Source organism: Brasilonema angustatum, assembly GCF_059505445.1.
Genome location: NZ_JCACKO010000020.1, coordinates 6701 through 24283 on the forward strand (window position 1 = coordinate 6701; position 17583 = coordinate 24283).

Annotated in this window: 13 protein-coding genes and 2 pseudogenes; 10 read left to right on the forward strand and 5 right to left on the reverse strand. The window is 40.2% G+C overall.

Annotated elements, in window-relative coordinates; genetic code table 11:
- Positions 1-389: 389 nt before the first annotated feature.
- From AC5JM2_RS05015 to AC5JM2_RS05025, 3 genes and pseudogenes are all read left to right on the forward strand, one after another.
- A pseudogene (locus AC5JM2_RS05015) lies at positions 390-546 on the forward strand (transposase); the annotation flags it as partial.
- Positions 547-785: 239 nt separating this feature from the next.
- Positions 786-3404 carry a patatin-like phospholipase domain-containing protein gene (locus tag AC5JM2_RS05020; protein WP_495833814.1) on the forward strand — a complete coding sequence of 873 codons (2619 nt, stop codon included), beginning with the start codon at positions 786-788 and terminating at the stop codon, positions 3402-3404.
- A gap of 22 nt (positions 3405-3426) precedes the next feature.
- Positions 3427-5703, forward strand: a complete 2277-nt coding sequence (locus tag AC5JM2_RS05025) for a pentapeptide repeat-containing protein (RefSeq protein ID WP_495833815.1) — start codon at positions 3427-3429, stop codon at positions 5701-5703.
- Positions 5704-5732: 29 nt separating this feature from the next.
- On the opposite strand, the gene AC5JM2_RS05030 is transcribed toward AC5JM2_RS05025, so the two are convergent.
- The 4 genes from AC5JM2_RS05030 to pdxA all read right to left on the reverse strand — a co-directional run bounded on the left by AC5JM2_RS05030 (position 5733) and on the right by pdxA (position 10582).
- The gene (locus AC5JM2_RS05030; protein ID WP_495833816.1) at positions 5733-7343 is read right to left on the reverse strand and encodes an MFS transporter; all 1611 of its coding nucleotides are present in this window, start codon (positions 7341-7343) and stop codon (positions 5733-5735) included.
- 289 nt (positions 7344-7632) lie between these two features.
- Entirely contained in the window at positions 7633-8607 is a 975-nt protein-coding gene (locus AC5JM2_RS05035; protein ID WP_495833817.1) for an extracellular catalytic domain type 1 short-chain-length polyhydroxyalkanoate depolymerase, read from the reverse strand.
- A 154-nt stretch (positions 8608-8761) separates the two neighbouring features.
- Positions 8762-9469, reverse strand: coding sequence for a 5'-methylthioadenosine/S-adenosylhomocysteine nucleosidase family protein (locus AC5JM2_RS05040; protein WP_495833818.1), 708 nt, complete (start codon positions 9467-9469; stop codon positions 8762-8764).
- 30 nt (positions 9470-9499) lie between these two features.
- Positions 9500-10582: a 4-hydroxythreonine-4-phosphate dehydrogenase PdxA gene (gene pdxA / locus AC5JM2_RS05045; protein ID WP_495833854.1), complete on the reverse strand. Its 1083-nt coding sequence runs from the start codon at positions 10580-10582 to the stop codon at positions 9500-9502.
- 444 nt (positions 10583-11026) lie between these two features.
- On the opposite strand from pdxA, the gene petM reads away from it, so the two are divergent.
- From petM to AC5JM2_RS05075, 6 genes are all read left to right on the forward strand, one after another.
- Complete coding sequence (petM, locus tag AC5JM2_RS05050) at positions 11027-11140, forward strand: cytochrome b6-f complex subunit PetM (RefSeq protein WP_169154792.1); 114 nt, start codon at positions 11027-11029, stop codon at positions 11138-11140.
- 143 nt (positions 11141-11283) lie between these two features.
- A complete protein-coding gene (locus AC5JM2_RS05055; RefSeq protein WP_495833819.1) occupies positions 11284-12273 on the forward strand; it encodes an SDR family oxidoreductase in 990 nt (329 codons plus the stop codon).
- Between the two features lie 124 nt (positions 12274-12397).
- Complete coding sequence (locus AC5JM2_RS05060) at positions 12398-13315, forward strand: NAD(+) kinase (RefSeq protein ID WP_495833820.1); 918 nt, start codon at positions 12398-12400, stop codon at positions 13313-13315.
- Positions 13316-13580: 265 nt separating this feature from the next.
- A complete protein-coding gene (gene nblR, locus AC5JM2_RS05065; RefSeq protein ID WP_495833821.1) occupies positions 13581-14267 on the forward strand; it encodes a response regulator transcription factor NblR in 687 nt (228 codons plus the stop codon).
- A gap of 67 nt (positions 14268-14334) precedes the next feature.
- Complete coding sequence (locus AC5JM2_RS05070; RefSeq protein ID WP_495833855.1) at positions 14335-14892, forward strand: DUF192 domain-containing protein; 558 nt, start codon at positions 14335-14337, stop codon at positions 14890-14892.
- 963 nt (positions 14893-15855) lie between these two features.
- A complete protein-coding gene (locus tag AC5JM2_RS05075) occupies positions 15856-16047 on the forward strand; it encodes a DUF2949 domain-containing protein (protein WP_495833822.1) in 192 nt (63 codons plus the stop codon).
- Positions 16048-16217: 170 nt separating this feature from the next.
- Here AC5JM2_RS05075 and AC5JM2_RS05080 read toward each other — a convergent pair whose 3' ends face one another.
- Positions 16218-16844, reverse strand: a complete 627-nt coding sequence (locus AC5JM2_RS05080) for a class I SAM-dependent methyltransferase (RefSeq protein ID WP_495833823.1) — start codon at positions 16842-16844, stop codon at positions 16218-16220.
- Between the two features lie 168 nt (positions 16845-17012).
- On the opposite strand from AC5JM2_RS05080, the pseudogene AC5JM2_RS05085 reads away from it, so the two are divergent.
- Positions 17013-17578, forward strand: a pseudogene (locus AC5JM2_RS05085) (RNA-guided endonuclease InsQ/TnpB family protein); the annotation flags it as partial.
- Between the last annotated feature and the right edge of the window lie 5 nt (positions 17579-17583).

Genomic DNA, 17583 nt, shown 5'->3' on the forward strand with positions numbered 1-17583 from the left:
GATTAGGAGCAGGGGTGATGTGCAAACCATAATTTATTTACTGTATAAGCTGGTTAGACTGCCCACTATTAAATATAAATGGTCTGTGATGGTCTTTCAAAAGCATAGGTCAAAATTGGTAAATATTGGCGTATCCCGTGTAAATCGACTAGAACTCAAGCCAGACAGCGATTAGGAGCAGGGGTGATGTGCAAACCATAATTTATTTACTGTATAAGCTGGTTTGACTGGCCACTATTAAATATTGGTTGACAACGCTCTAGCTTCATCCGTTTGTAAAAGTTAGAAAAGCACATTCAGAGGCTATTTATAAAGTAAATATAAAGATGGCTAGCCAAGCGTAATTACAAAGGTAAGATACTTACAAGACAGTGTATATACTTACAGAAATGACTCGAAAAGCTTATTATAGCGACCTTAGTGACTTAGAATGGAAAATTTTGGCACCTTTGATTCCACCAGCCAAATCTGGTGGGCATCCTCTCCCAAGGGGAGACGCTCCGCTAACGCACAACTGATATGAGGGAAGTATGTAATGTCATCTATTGTAAATCGACTAGAACCCAAGCCAGACAGCGATTAGGAGCAGGCGTGATGTGCAAACTATAATTTATTTACTGCATAAGCTGGTTTGACTGTTCACTATTAAATATTGGTAGACAACACTTTAGCTTTATCCGTTTGTAAAGGTAAGATATGCATATTCAATACACTGATTCTTGAAATCTTAATAGAGTGGTTCTTTTAACGAATGATTTTTATATATAGATATTGAGAGTGAAAATATGAAATACTTAAATTATACTCTAAATTATTTAAAAAGAAATTATCGAGCTTTATCGAAATTAATATTTATAACATTACCGATATTAATATTTATAAAATTACCTATATTAACAATTGAATATTTCGGTTATTTTATAATAATACTGATTAAACCTTTTGTCGATTACTTAATTTGTTTAAGAGTTCAATTGATTATCGCTTTAGCTATTTACCTAATTTTTACAAATTTGGATCAAACAATAGAGGTTTATCAATCACTTATTTTAGATGACAAGGGACAAAAAGCGTCTCACTACGCATATATAACCACAATTTTTGTGTCTATATTGACATTTTTTATGTGGTATACTTCCTACCTGATAAAAATAAATGTATATGATGTAAATACTAAAAATAAGAATACATCATATTCAAAAGAAACTGAAAAGAAGGAGAATAGTGAAACAAAGTTTATTCAATGGTTCAAAAAGAACATATTCTATTCAAACAAATTTGAAACGGACAAGAAAAATAAAAATATTGTTCTATGGATAAAAGAGAAGATAGCTTTTATTCAAAATCAAATTAAAAAAGCAATAAATTTTTTGGAAAAACCATTTGTACATGTCTTTAATTTATTAGTTCTAACACTGTTAGGAATGATTCCAATTGCTAGTCTTGCTACGGGTCTTTATAACGGATATAAGGAGCTTTATAAAGCATCTACGGATTCTTCTAACGTTTCTAATCAAGACAACTATGAAAAAGCATCTGTTTTTTTAAAAAGTTGGTCAGATGGAATTAATGTCGTTTTATTCCTTGTTCTCGTTTCTTTTGTTGTTGCTAATATCATATATCTACTTAAGTTCAAAAATAAAGATTGGTTTAGTTTAAAAAATCCTATCTTCTTACAACTTGAAGTACTATTTTTTAACTTGTCTCACTTGACTTTGAATCTATTTTCATTGCCTTTAATAGCTGATACGAGTTCAAAGTACTCTAAGGGAGTAAAAACTCTTATTCTTGTTTCAGTATTACTTACAATCTTTTCTTTTTATTATGAATACGAGCAAAAACGAAAGATTGAAATATCGACAGTCGAGCAAAATACATACTCGAAAAAGTACTTTATTTATTTTAAAAATTTAATATACTTAGTACTGACAGTTTCTTTACCTTTTATCTTTTTGAACTTAAATATCCCTTTCTCATCCAGTTGGATTGGGATGATTAGTGTATTGTCTATTGGATTTACTGCACTTTTGATTCTCTTTACAACTATTTATATTTGGGGTCATAATACTAATATACCTCTTCTGACTATTTTATTTGGATTGGTTATTATTTTCAGCTTATTTAACATTAATGATAATCATCATTTAAAAAATTTACCGTGGATGTCGAAGTACTCACTTCACCCTTTAGAAGATAATTTTAATACATGGCTTAAAAAGAAACCAGGTATTTATAAATATAATAAAGATAATCCTTATACTGTTTATATTGTTTCTGCTCAAGGTGGTGGGATCTATGCAGCCTACTATACAGCAAGAGCTTTAGCAATCTTGAGTGAAAAAGTTCCTAATTTTCCCCAGCATCTTTTTGCTATAAGTAGTGTTTCTGGCGGTAGCTTGGGAGCATCAGTCTATTCGAGTTTGATAAAGGAAACTCATGGTGAATATAAGGGATTAAGTAATAAAGTTAATAAATATTTTAATCATGATTTCCTCTCTCCCTTATACACATTTGGTATGTTTCCTGATATGATTCAGGGGTTTTTACCCACGGGTATCAATGATTGGGATCGGGCAAAGGGGCTAGAATATGCCTTTGAAAAAGCCTGGTCTTATAAAAATAGTAAAAATAATAATCCCTTTAAGAACTCTTTTTACGAACATTGGGATCCTACTAAAATAGCTCCTGCCCTAGTGTTCAATACAACAGTAGTTGAAACAGGTAAAAGGTTGGTAATAAGTCCTTTTAAACAAAAAGATCTCGACGTCCTTGAAAATGTAAACTTAAGCTTGAGTACAGCTATTGGACTTAGCGCTAGATTTCCCTTTATCACCCCGGTAGCTTGGTATCATGAAAGTAAGGGTAAAAACAAATACACTAAACATTTAGTTGATGGTGGTTATTTTGATAATTCAGGGATTTTCACAGCCTTAGATATTGGTCAAACTTTGGATAAAAGTGAAAAGATTAAAGAGAATAATATTAATTTTCAAATTATTTACTTAGCGATTGGTAGTCAATCGGAAAACAATACGATTGATAATCAACAAGGGTTGACATCGTTTAATGAAATTTCTTCACCGCTTCAAGCTTTTATTAATGCTAGGCTAGAAAGTGATTTTACTGCTATTGATATGTCTAAATTCATTATCTCTAGTGATAGTAAAATTCGATCAAAGGATAAATCAAAGCCAAAAGTCAAAACTTTGATACTTGAAGCCGAAAATAATAGTATCAAGCTTCCGCTTACCTGGAATATTTCTGAGAAATCAAAAAATGACATTAATAAATATATTCCAGATCCAAGCAATTGTGAAGATAAAAATACGAAAGATTTTATACGTAATAATTGTAGTACTTTTAAATCAATTAAGGACGATTTGATTAAGAACGATGATATTTAATTAAAAAACCTTATTTAAACCTATGCCAGCAGATTACTCGAAGCAAAATCTTAAAGGACGAGATTTTAAAAGTCAAAATCTCAGAGGAGCTAATTTCAAGGGTGCTATTCTAAAAGGGGCTAATTTCAAAGCACAAGACTTAACGGACGCTGACTTTAGTTATGCAAAAATTTATAGTGCTGATTTTACTGATGCTAATTTAACAAAAGCTAATTTTAGCCATGCAAAAGCTGGATTGCGAAGGCGATGGGCTATTTTCTTAGTGTTTATTTCGTGGACGCTTATAAGTCTATCAGGATTTTTTTCAGCAGGATCTGGTACTTTGGTCGCAATGCTAGTATTTAGCAAAGATACAAACTCTCAGCTAATGTATCAAGTTGGAGGGTTGAGTATTATATTTATGATAGGTATATTCTTTTTGTTTACAATTTACCAAGGAATATTAGTGGGTATGGGAGCTTTCGTTGGATCTGGAGCCTTAACTGTACCCTTAGCTGTACCCTTTGTTCTTCAAAACGGAGACGTCGATGCTTTAGCCTTGACCTTAGCTGGAGCCTTAGGCTTAGTTTTAGCCCTAGTTGAAGTCTTAAGTGGAGTCGGAGTTTTAGTTGCAACAAGAGGAAAAGTTTTAGTTGTAACCGCAGTCGTAATTGGAACTGTAATCGGAGCTAAAGTCGGATTTTTCCTTGGAAACAAAGTTGCACACAACGGGGTCAAAGCGGAATTTTACGTTTTACCCATAGCCGTAGTTTTAGCCACAGCAGCAATAATATTATTAAGCACATATATAATTAGACGTGGATTTAAGGGAGACCCCAAGCACGTCTTGATTTGCGACATTGCAGTTGCTTTTGCAACTTTAAAAGGAACAAGTTTCTGTAGTGCCAATTTAACGGATGCTAATTTTACATCTGCTACTCTCGGAAATACGGATTTTAGCAAAGCGAATTTGACTCGTACAAGCTTTTATAAAGCCAATAAATTACACAGAGTTCATTCTAGTTCTAGCTATCTACAAATTACACAGGTACGTGATTGTTTAGTAACTGGACATGGTTATTGTAAAAAATTTGATCGCTTAGACCTACGTGGAGTTAACTTTAAAGGTACTAATTTAACAGACGCTAGTTTCATCAGCGCCGACTTAAGCTTTGCAAATTTACAAGATGCGGATTTATCCAGAGCCAAGCTAGTACAAGCGCAGTTAGATGGTACTGATTTTACAGGTGCTACTCTTACAGGAGCTTACATTCAAGACTGGGGCATTACTAGAGATACCAAATTTGATGGGGCGCGGTGTGAGTACGTTTATATGCGGTTTCCCACAAAAGAGAATCCTGACCCTTGTCGTAAACCGGATAATCGAGAAGAAGTTTTTGCCGATGGGGAGTTTGGCGATTTTATCAAGCCGATTTTTGATACTCTAGACCTTTACCATAGCCAAAGTATTGACCCCCGTGCTATTGCCATTTCATTTAACCAGTTAGCTGAAAATCATCCTGATGCTGAGTTGAGAATTGTCGGCATGGAGATGCGGGGTGAAGATAAGTTTTTACTTCGTGCTAAGACTGCTCTAGATGCTGATAAGTCTGAACTTAGTGCGGAATATTTTGACATTTACAATCAACTTAAGGGGTTGTCAGAGCAAGAAATCAGATTGCTGTTACAAGAGCAAGGTAGCGAAATACATGATTTGAAAAAATCAGTACAATCGATACTTCAAAGCTCGAATTCTTACACAAGAAAAACGATTTTGATTCTAACGGCTAATCCCAAAAGCACTACGTCTTTACGATTGGATGAAGAGGTACGAGAAATTGATGCTGGATTAAAAAGAGCAAAAAGAAGAGAGGAGTTTAACTTAGAACAACGTTGGGCTGTGCGTGTGCGAGATGTATCTCAAGCATTATTAGACTTCGAGCCCCAAATTGTTCATTTCAGTGGACATGGTTCTAAAGATGATGGTTTGGCGTTTGAAAATCAAACTGGAGATGCACAGTTAGTAAATACAGAAGCTCTAGCAGAATTGTTCAAGTTGTTTACTGCTCACACTGAATGCGTTTTGCTCAATGCGTGTTATTCATCGGTACAAGCAGATGCAATTGTCCAACATATTCCCTACGTTATTGGAATGAACAAAGAGATTGGTGATCAAGCTAGTATTGAATTTGCCATCGGTTTTTACACTGCATTAGGGGCGGGAAAATCAATTGAGTTCTCATACCAATTTGGGTGTAATGCTATTCGGCTTGCAGGAATTCCAGAACACTTAACACCTGTATTAAAGAAAAAACAGTAAACTCAAAGCACGTTTGAATTTTGAATTCCCTAACATGGAGGCCTGTTTGGGTTTGAATAAATCATCTGCAAAATCTTGGGCGGTTGTTCACCAATGTGAAAAGCACGGACTCGTTCCTCAATCACTCTATCTGCATTCGTCACCCGCGCAAATTGCCTTTTGTGTTCTGCCCAAGATTCTACAAGCGTTGTTTCTACAAAGCGACTAGGATCAGACAAATCTTGATACAAGCCCCACTGCAGTGCACCATCACGCCGGCGAATTTGGCTAAATGCTTGCATCACCTTGGAAAATTCTTCAGCGTTTGCTAGGTCAATGCGATACTCTAAAGTAATCAAAACAGGACCATCATTTGGGCAAGGTTCAAAAGCAATGCGTGGTTGATCCCAATGCAGGGACGCTTGTAAGTCCAATTTTTCAGCACAGCGAAGACGATAACGCTTTGTCAGCAGGACACACACAATTAATCCTACAGCAGCACTGGTAAGGGCAGTTGAGATACTTGTATGTTGAGCCAAAGTACCCCACAAAAGACTGCCCAACACCATTCCTCCTTGGAACACAAGCAATTGTACAGATAAAGCTCTAGCACGCACCCAGCTTGGAACTGATGTTTGGGCTGTGACAGTCAGACTAACCATAACGCACAGGGACGAAATGCCCACCAGCAGCATTACTACCCACACCAGTGGTACAATCCGGAAATATGCTAGCGCTAGCATCATCGCAGCCATCACTAAGGATGCGATCGCCACCAGGCTGTCGATTGAAAATTTCTCTCGTGCTTTGGGTAAAAGAAACGCTCCTCCTAAGCCGCCAATGCCCCAAAAGCCAAGAACGACACCATATCCAAACGCATCCAGCCCCAACTCTTTGCGCCCCAGCAGTGGTAGTAGGGCAAACAAGGCGCTGGCAAAGAAAATGTAGGCTATTGTTCTAATCAGTACAGATTGGAAGACTGGGGCGTAGCGGATGTAACGTACCCCTGCTTGCATAGCTCCCACAAACCGTTCTGTGGGTAAGGCACTCTTTTCATGCGTACGTTCCCAACGAGCAATCACGAAGATCACGCTCACAAATGAGGCAGCATTTAGCAGGAAAACAACACCTGTTCCTGCTGTGGCGATGACAATCCCTGCTACGGCTGGACCAATTGAGCGAGATAAATTAACAACAATACCACTGAGAGTGACAGCTTGCGGCAGTTCTTCTTTCGATACGAGTTGGGGTGTGACAGCTTGCCAAACAGGCATATTCATCGAACTGCCTATACTCAGGGCAAACGTCAGCCCTAAGAGTATCCACGGAGTTGTAATGTGAGCTACTGTCAGCACACCCAACAAAGCAGCTACGATTAACATCCAACCCTGTGTCCACAGCAGCATCTTGCGACGATCAACAACGTCGGCGATCGCTCCTGCTGGTAAAGCCAGCAAGAAAAACGGCAAGCTAGACGCCGCCTGCATCAGCGCCACTAATAGCGGTGAATTGGGTGCAAGAGTTGTCATTAACCATGATGCGCCGACATCGTGCATCCAAGTCCCAATGCTTGACACCGCTGATGCTACCCACAAGGCACGAAACACCGGCTGACGCAAAGGAGTCCACATGGAAAGAGCAACTGCTGATGGTGATGTCATGGGGAGATCCTGGAGTAGGGTGGAGTGAAGTAGCTACGGGGTTTTTCCAAAACCCCTCTGGGCATATACGGGCGATCGCTCGTGTGGCATGACTTGATAGAACTATCTACCACAAATCGACGATCTGTAATTGGACTGTACCAGATTTCATGGTCTGGTTTACCTTGCCGTTTAAAGTAAGCTATTCGAGAGTCAACAAACTAGGGGTGTAAGGGTGTAAGGGGAGCCAGTGCGTTGGGCGGGTTTCCCTTACACCCTCATACCCCTACACCCCTTTCTTGGTCAGTACTTAAGGCAGACTGTGACGTTCAAAAAAGTTCCAAATCATCTGACTGGCGTTAAAGCCAAGCTTATTGTTGAACTTATTGAGGCTAGCATCATCAGAAGTGCCACCAGGCCAAGCATGTCCACCACCTACAACAGTTGCAAGAAAAACTTCTGAGCCATCTTTACAACCTGAGTAGCGAGAGATTTTGACTTTATAGGGGGCGCGTGGATTAGCACCGGGAAGCAGTCGCACTGGAGCCGATCCACCGCAGCGATCGCGCGATCGCCAAAAGTTAATTGTTGCGGGGACGGAAATCAGCGCTCCTCGCTCTTGGGAGTCGTGATCGCCTTGATATTGTACGGAGCGATCATTTGTACCGTTGATCATTAGTATTGATACGGCTGCCCGTGGCTGACAAAGAGGTTTAAGTCGCACTGGCATCGCACCTGCTACTGATGCAAAAGCAGCAATTTTATTAGGGAATTTACAAGCCAAGGCTTGGGCTAGAATTGCTCCTTTGGAAAAGCCAGTCACATAAATTTTCTCGCTGTCAATATTTCTTGTTTGTTGTATGCGCTTAATCAATGCTGAAACAAATGAAAGATCATCCACACCCGTTTGAGAATTAGCTCGCAAGCTCCATTCTTGGTTAATTCCATCTGGATAAGCAACAATAAACCCTTTTTGCTCAGCTAAAGTATTGAAGCGAGAAACATGAGCAATTGAATGACCACTACCACCATGTCCGTGAAACACTAAAACTAATGGCATCGGACGACGAGAATTATAAGATTTTGGGGTGTAAAGATAGTAGGTACGCGATCGCCCTTGATTGCTTATTTGCTGGTCGTTGCCACCGTAAGCGATTTTTTTGCTAGATATGGTTTTTTCTTGTGCTTGAATGATTCGGCAATCTGTTACCAAGAACGTTGAGAGCAGGCAAACAAGAATGTGAAAAAATCGGGAATTCAAATTACTCTTCACTGTCAATATCATTAAATCTGTTGATTTTTTTATAAGCGTTCAGCCGTCACCACTTAGTGTTCAGCTTGCCTTGCCGAAAGACCGACAAATCATGCTTGCTGATGAGTCAAAGCTAGTAGCTGAATACTTACAAATAAACACTTTTTGAATTAGGCAGTTCACAGATCTACCTATTAAACAAAAAAGTGGTTAAATATTCTAAAATACGCAATCCTCTAAGAGAACCAGAAACGAGGCGAGTTGCAGCAATTGGTTGTCTGAGGAGTCCCATTGCTAAAGGAAATGCCTGCAAAGAACCATCAGAGTGAAATGCATTGCTGAGGTTAGGAATATTGTGATGTGCATCGTCGCTGATAACTCGCAGCATTGATACAGCAATTCCTAACTCACTCAAAAATTCTAATACTAAAAATCCCTCCATGTCTACAACGTCAGCACCATATGTTTGACCTAATTGAAATTTTTCACTTGCAGAATAAATCAGGCGATCGCTTGTCAAACCAATACCTGTAAAAACTCTATCTTGTAATTTATTTTGGACTATCTCCGTTAACGAGCGATCGCACAAAAGTTCAGCAGCATTTTTCTTTTCTTCTGCACCAGGATAAATGCAACTTCGATACACTACAGCCTTGCCAACACTATATTTAGTTGACAAACTTCCACATAACCCAATCAACAAAACTCTCGGTTGCGGATGATGAGAAAGGTGTCCAGCTTGTAACCATTGTTCTAAATGTTTGGTTAGTCCTGAAGAACCCATAGGAATGGGAAAAACAGGCGGTGTCGCAACTGCAAGGCGATTTAATCCTTTGCAAACAGCTTTGTACTCTGATCCAGTAACAACTAAAATGGCATCCACAAGCATTGTCATAATCTTTTGGCGCTATTGCGTATACTGCTATTACAGTCTTGCTTTTCGCCTCTGGGATACTAACTGGGCTGCTAACAGAATTGCTGCTTTCATACTCGTAGCATCAGCAATTCCCTTACCCGCAATATCAAACGCCGTCCCGTGATCCGGTGAGGTACGAACAAAAGGAAGACCTATAGAAGTATTAACTGCTCTGTCAAATGCCATCAACTTTACCGGTATTAAACCTTGGTCATGATACAGTGCAATGTAAGCATCTGCAGCTTGTGACGGCTCAATGTTACCATACCAAGCTTGACCTGGTTTAACCCACATTGTATCTGGTGGAACCGGACCGTCTAATTGTAAATTCGGGCGGTTTTTGCGTTCTTGCTCAATCCAGGGAATTAACCAATCTTGTTCTTCGTGTCCAAGTTGTCCCTGTTCGCCGCTGTGGGGATTTAAACCAGCGATCGCAATTCTCGCTTTTTGTAAACCAAAATCTTTCTCCAAACACTCCACCAACAAGTCAAGTTTTTCTGTCATCAACTCTGGTGTTAGTACTTTTGGTACTTGACTTAATGGCACATGTGTGCAGGCAAGCAGAGTGCAAAGTGTCCAGTTAGTGTGGGGCGATCGCGCGACAAACAACATTCCCACACGTTTTGCGCCTGACTTTTGGGCCAAAAGTTCTGTTTGACCTGGATAATTATACCCTGCCGCCTTCCAGGCTGATTTGGCAATTGGACCTGTTACGATACCATCAAATTGATTGGCCAGTGTTTGGGCTATGGCTGTTTCCATATAAGCAAAGCTAGCCGCACCACTTGCTGCATTACCCGTCCCGATGATAATTTCGTCCTGTGTGTGCTTGTCTAAGGGCACATCAAGAATTGATAACTCTGCTGGATCTGCTAAAGGCTGAGAATTTTCGGCTAATTTTAGTTTCGTATAAATCTCTACTAAGAAATCTCGGCTACCCACGACCGTCAGATCACAACTTTTGCTAACTTCTGGATCGGCTAAAGCTTTTAAAATAACTTCTGGTCCAATTCCTGCTGGATCTCCCAGTGTTAATGCTAAGCGTGGGCGGCTTGGCACTGATGTTATATCTTTTTGATCTAATTTGTACATTGTTGGCATATTATTCCTTCTCAAGATACACTTCAACTTCGTAGAGAGCAGGAATTTGCTCAAAACAGACTTGTTTGGTCAGTAAACTAGGGGTGTAAGGGGGTAAGGGGGTAAGGGTGTAGGGGATCCCCATCAATGAATTGAGGTGCTACAGGCACCTGTAGGATCTCCCGACTTGAGACATCTGGCGTGGGCTTGAGTCCTTCTGGGTTCGGCGGCGTGGCAACAAAGAAGATCCCCTCTTCCCCCTACACCCCTACACCCCCACACCCCTACACCCAGGAGCGAAGCGATAAAAAAATATTCAATCGGAGGGAGACAAGGAGGACGACTTGAGATATCGGCAACTTTACAATGTTTCACACAAGTCTAATACTATGGCAGCTCTTTCAGGCTCTGGTAAACTTAACTTAATTAAACAATTTGCAAAGGAGAATTAGAACAATGAGCGGCGAAATGTTAAATGCAGCTTTGTTGTCCTTCGGTTTAATCTTTGTGGGCTGGGCTTTAGGCGCTTTGTTGCTGAAAATTCAAGGTGGCGAAGAGGAATCGCTGTAAAAAAGCATCGCGCTAGAGACAAGAGACAACTTTAAAGTCTCTTTGTCTCGTATACGCGCTTTCAAAGCGTGTAAACTTTTGTTTGCATAGTCAAGTCTGATAAGATTTTATTCATAAAAGTTTAAATTTTGTAAAAAGCTCTCATGACATTATTAATAATTGGTGCCACTGGTACTTTAGGGAGACAAGTGGCTCGTCGTGCGATCGATGAGGGGTATAAAGTTCGGTGTCTTGTTCGGAATGCAAAAAAAGCCGCGTTTTTAAAAGAGTGGGGAGCCCAAGTCGTACCAGGAGATTTATGCTACCGTCAGACATTGAAAGCAGCACTTGAAGGTGTGACAGCAGTTATTGATGCGTCAACATCTCGTCCTGCCGATTCTGTTAGTATCAGACAAGTAGATTGGGAAGGCAAAGTCTCTTTGATTCAAGAGTCTGTTGCTGCAGGTGTGGAACGTTTTATCTTTTTCTCCTTACTGGATGCGGAAAAATATCCAGACGTACCCTTAATGGAGATTAAACGATGTACAGAACTTTTTTTGGCTGAATCCGGTTTAAATTACACCATATTGCGACTGTCTGGCTTCATGCAAGGCTTAATCGGTCAATATGGAATTCCGATATTAGAGGGACAGCCTGTTTGGGTAACAGGAGATTCGTCTCCGATCGCCTACATGGACACTCAGGATGTTGCTAAATTTGCCATTCGCGCGCTGAAGATACCAGAAGCCGAAAAGCAAACTTTTCCAGTGGTGGGAACTCGTGCTTGGAGTGCCGAGGAAATTATAGCCTTGTGCGAACGCTTATCTGGAAAGGAAGCGCGGATTACACGGTTGCCAATTAATTTACTACGTACCGTGCGCCGAGTCATACGCTTCTTTCAGTGGGGATGGAACGTATCAGATAGACTTGCTTTTACAGAAGTCATCGCTAGTGGCAAGCCACTAAATGCTCCAATGGAGGAAGTTTATCAGGTTTTTGGGTTAGAGCCCAGCGAAACAGCAACCGTAGAAAGTTACCTGGAAGAGTACTTCAGTCGAATTATGAAGAAGCTCAAGGAGTTAGACTACCAGAAGATTCAGCCCAAAAAACAAAAACCAAAAAGATCCCCGTTTAAGAAAACCGACACTCAGTAGCTATCAGTCATAAGTTATGAGTCAGTAGTTATGACACAAAAACAAAATACTAATGACTAAATAGCCCAAAATGTGCAACGATTAACATAATAAAGTGCGTCACTAATAATTTGGATATTTCAGTGTGCCCAAAGCAGGCATTATCTACAATGACGTTAAGCCGGTAGCAAGCCGAATCGCTATCGAACTGAAACAGACATTAACCGCAGCAGGTTGGGATATCTGTGTCACATCAGCTGTAGGCGGAATATTGGGCTATTCTACACCTGAAAGTCCCGTATGCCACACCCCAATAGAGGGACTAACACCCCCTGGATTTGATTCAGATATGAAATTTGCGGTGGTGTTAGGCGGAGACGGTACAGTTCTGGCTGCTTCTCGTTTAGTTGCTCCTTGTGGTATCCCGATTTTAACGGTCAACACCGGTCACATGGGATTTTTGACCGAAACTTATCTCAATCAATTACCCCAAGCAATAGAAAAGTTGCTTCTGGGTGATTATGAGATTGAGGAAAGAGCGATGCTCACAATCAGAGTTTTTCGGGAAGATTATGTCATGTGGGAAGCTCTGTGCTTAAATGAGATGGTGCTGCATCGAGAACCATTGACCTCTATGTGTCATTTTGAGATAGCGGTTGGTCGGCACGCAGCAGTAGACATTGCAGCAGATGGTGTGATAGTATCTACGCCGACAGGTTCTACAGCATATTCATTGAGTGCTGGCGGTCCAGTCGTGACTCCGGGTGTACCCGTACTGCAGCTTGTACCCATATGTCCTCATTCTCTGGCTTCTAGAGCTTTGGTATTTCCAGATAGTGAACCACTGAATATCTACCCAGTGAACACTCCTCGGCTGGTGATGACTGTGGATGGTAATGGGGGGTGCTATGTTCTGCCAGACGATAGAGTTTCTGTAGAGAAGTCACCCTATTGCGCCCCGTTTGTCCGTCTCCAACCCGCAGAATTTTTCAGGATTTTACGAGAAAAACTGGGTTGGGGTTTACCACATATAGCTAAGCCTAGCTCTGTAGAATTACCCTAGGGTTATTTGGGATTTTGGATGAGTGAGGGGTTGTCTAAAAGTTGAATTTATCATTCTGCTGATAAACAATGCCAGCTAGATTTGAAATTAGTGATTAAAATGACTGTATCTGTCGATTTGTATGGCAGATACTTATATGTGCTAATACATGGTCGGTAGAACACGTGTCAAGTCAAGATTGATTGATCACCAAAAAATCCGTAAACTGCACTTCTACCAACTTCAGTAAAAATCCTAAATCTAAAATCGAACATCCAAAATCAATATGACGGTAGCTCATAACCCTTGTGTATTGCTAATTGAAAGCGATGAAAATCTCGCAAATCAGCTTGCTTTTGATTTAAAAGAAGCTGGTTATGATCCCATCGTGGCTCATGATGGGACAAATGGTATACAATATAGTCGCGATCGCGAACCTGCTTTAGTTGTCATCGACCGAATGCTGGCAGGAGAATCCGGACTGTCGTTATGTAAAAATTTTAGAACGACTGGAATGCGATCGCCCGTCCTAGTTCTAATGGCACGCGATACAGTAGATGATCGTGTAGCTTGCTTAGATGCTGGAGCTGATGATTACTTTCTCAAGCCTTACCGGGGTGAGGATTTTTTGAACCTGGTTCGCTTATACTTAAAACCTGAAGTCGATACTTCCGAGCACTTACGTTTTGGTGATCTCATTTTAGATATAGCAACCCGCCGCGCCATACTTAATGAACGGGCGATTGACTTAACAATGAAGGAATTTGACCTGCTTAAGTATATGATGGAACATCCCCGTGAGGTATTAACCCGCGAACAAATACTGGAAAATGTTTGGGGTTACGACTTTATGGGCGAGTCGAATGTGATTGAAGTGTACATTCGCTACTTGCGACTCAAAATTGAAGATGAAGGTCAAAAGCGACTCATTCAAACGGTGCGAGGTGTAGGCTATGTATTGAGAGATACTTGAACACAAGTGGGAAGAGTCGAGGAAGTGAGGTGAATAACAAAATAGATAGCTAATGACTAAAATTTTTATGATTAATTGGCTAAGTTTGCTATCAGTAGTTTTGAGCATTTTGCTAGCCGGCTGTTCTGTTCCTACACAAGCAGTTCTTCCCACGGCTACGCCTAGTTCTCAATCCCAAGCACCAATGTCTTCAAAGCTAACTAAGAATGCAGGTCAACAACTACCAATTTCAGCTGTGGCGGTTGTTCCCGATGTTCCCGATGGTACAAAAATTGAGTTAGAAGTCGCACAGACACCCCAACAGCAAGAGATGGGGTTGATGTATCGTCCAGCTTTACCCGATAACCGTGGAATGCTGTTTGAGTTTCGATCACCGTTTACAGCCAGTTTCTGGATGAAGAATGTACCAGTAGCACTGGATATGGTTTTTATGCTAAATGGGAAAGTGCAGTACATTGCTGCTTCCGCACCTCCTTGCAACACCACTCCTTGTCCTACTTATGGTCCCCAGACACCAATTAATCAAGTCATAGAACTACGTTCCGGGCGGGCTGCACAATTGGGCTTGAAAGTTGGCGATTCTGTAAAAATTGAGCATTTAAAATCAGGCAATATACGGCAATAAAGATTTAGATCTTGCCCACCGGGTCTTAACACTTAGTACCGCGCGTCTCCCCTTGGGACACGCGCAAGGGACGCTGAATTCGCTCATTCACTGAATTTTGGATGGGTGTTTTACTTCCGCCGTTGTCTACTAGTATTTTATAGCAGTCCTAAATGAGATTGTAAATTGTCCCATGAGGGCTCTTAACGCTTAACGCTTAACGCTTAACAGGAATTGTTTATAAATGATTTAGGATTGCTATATTTGTCACATTTATGTAAATATTTATTAAAATTTTGGCAAATAAAAGAAATTTAAGAGATTCTTTGACAAGTGAAAGAATAAAAGCGTTGTTAGCCAAGAATGGACTGCTTCTTGCTCCGCTAACAGTATAAATTCTGTACGACTAGTGGATGAATAAGTGGATGAACAAATGGATTTAAGTCTCCCGCCAAATTGTCAAATTGGTGGTCTACAATGAGTCGCGCCTTTGAATCCGCCACTAATTCCATTCCGACTTCCAACTTTTACCTCTGACTTTCGACCTGCGACCTCCAACTTCTAACTTCTGTGTTAACTCAGTACACATTCTTAAAAGCTTTATTGTTCCAAGACTAGATAACTAATTTTATCCTAGATAACAAAAAATATTCCTTTGGACATACGTGTAAAGAGTAGTCAATAAGAGAATATTAGGCTAAGGAATCTTTCTTACTACAGTTGTAGCTAACTAAAGCACTGAAGTAAAAAGGATAAAGTTATAAATTCATCTAAATATTGTGCTGCTTAAGACTTATAAGATAAGTTGTATTACTGTCTCTTTTTGAGAAGAAAACATTCTTTGAGCAACACCAGACAAACTTTCCTGAGTTATCTATTAAGCAAAGGCACAGTGATAGGAGAATTGTTGGCTACTTACAACTACACCAGAAGTGGTGAATTGAAATATAAACATACACACCATGTGAGGAGATCCAATACAAAATGTCACCATTAACCTATTCTAGATTTATTAGCTTTTTACAGGAAGATTTGGCAATTTCCACAGCTTCGATCGCAGTCGCTTTGCGTCGCAGTGAGCAAAATCCAGGTCCTTTGCCAATGATTCTTTGGCAATATGGGTTAGTTACCATAGAACAGTTAGAAAAAATATATGATTGGCTGGAGACAATATAGGAAATAATCAGCTTGTTTAGGAGTGTCGAACTGTGCTTATATATGGAGTAAGCCTGTTACAAAGGCTTGTGTCTGAAATAAAAAAGATAAAATTTAATTTATTTGTTAAAAGAGCGAGTTCATAATTCAACTCGCTTTTTAGATTGTAGATTTGTAAGACTCACGTCTGTTTAAGATTGGGGAGTCGCTGTAGCTACCATCAGCCCCCACACGATATCGAAACGAACTCTAGTTGCACGGCGAATCGTAAAATTTGTAGCTGCAAGAAAGTGATGAAACTCGTCTTGGGTATAACACTGTTTATAAGCCGGGTCAAATAACTTTAATACAATGTCGCTAATTTTCCAAAAAAAATAATCTTTGCACCAATCCAAAATGACAACTTTGCCCTCAGGTTTGAGGACACGTTTCATCTCGCTTAACGCAGCTAATGGATCGTCAAAATAATGGAACGAACTGGCAGATATAACAACATCAAAAGTGTTACTAGCAAATGGTAACGCTAACGCACTTGCGGTTTGGAACGAGACTTGAGAATAAATGCTACATTTGTGTTTGGCAATCTCCAGCATTTTCTCTGAAATGTCTACTCCAACAATCTCTTGCGTTGGATATTCACTCAGTAACAGCCGTTCAAACTCACCTGTGCCACAAGCAACATCAAGTACAGTATCTAGTGGTGAGATTTGCGCCCAGTCCTTGAGAAAGGATAGTGTCTTGAAGATGTAGCTTTTCCAACGTTGATCATACACAGATGACATCTGATCATATTGCTGACGAACTATTGTTTCACTCATCCTGTACTTCCTGTGATCATGGATGATTTTTGCTACCTCCAATAACTATAGCGATTCTCGTTTGAATCAAATACACAACGTCTCGGCTGTATTACAGGCAATTGAGAACTGCTATTTTCCAATACGGTTTTGTTAAGAATAATTCCAGGTTGAGAATTTTTAGCCTTTAATAAGCGTCGGAAAGCTAAATGTTTGGTGGCAAAAACATCTAGCAAAATAGCTAGAGTTCGAGAAGACTTTCTACACAAGCTATCTCGCAAAATAGCATACGAAAACCAAGTGATTTGTGTAGAAGATTTGGCAGTTAAGAACATGGTTAAGAATTCTAACCTTGCTAAAGCCATTAGTGATCAAGGTTAGGGAATGTTTCAAACCATGCTCAAATACAAAGTTGAAAAGTTTGGGCATACATACCTTGAAATAGGTCGCTTCTTCCCATCTTCTCAGCTTTGTAGTCAGACTCTACTACCAATCCCAATGCTGCAAAATGGTTATGATTCTTTGGGTGTCAGGTTTGTAGATTGTTCACACTGCCTTTGTCAGCACGATAGAGATATCAACGCCGCAATAAATATTAGAAATGAAGGATTGCGACTTTGGGCGTTAGGAACTAGCGCTTCTGCCCTTGGAGGGGATGTAAGACCACAAAGTCATCAGGACGTAAAAAATCCACGAAGGCTGAGGCAATCCCCAATGAATTGGGAAGCCTACACTCGCCTGTTAAGGGAGTGTAGGTAGT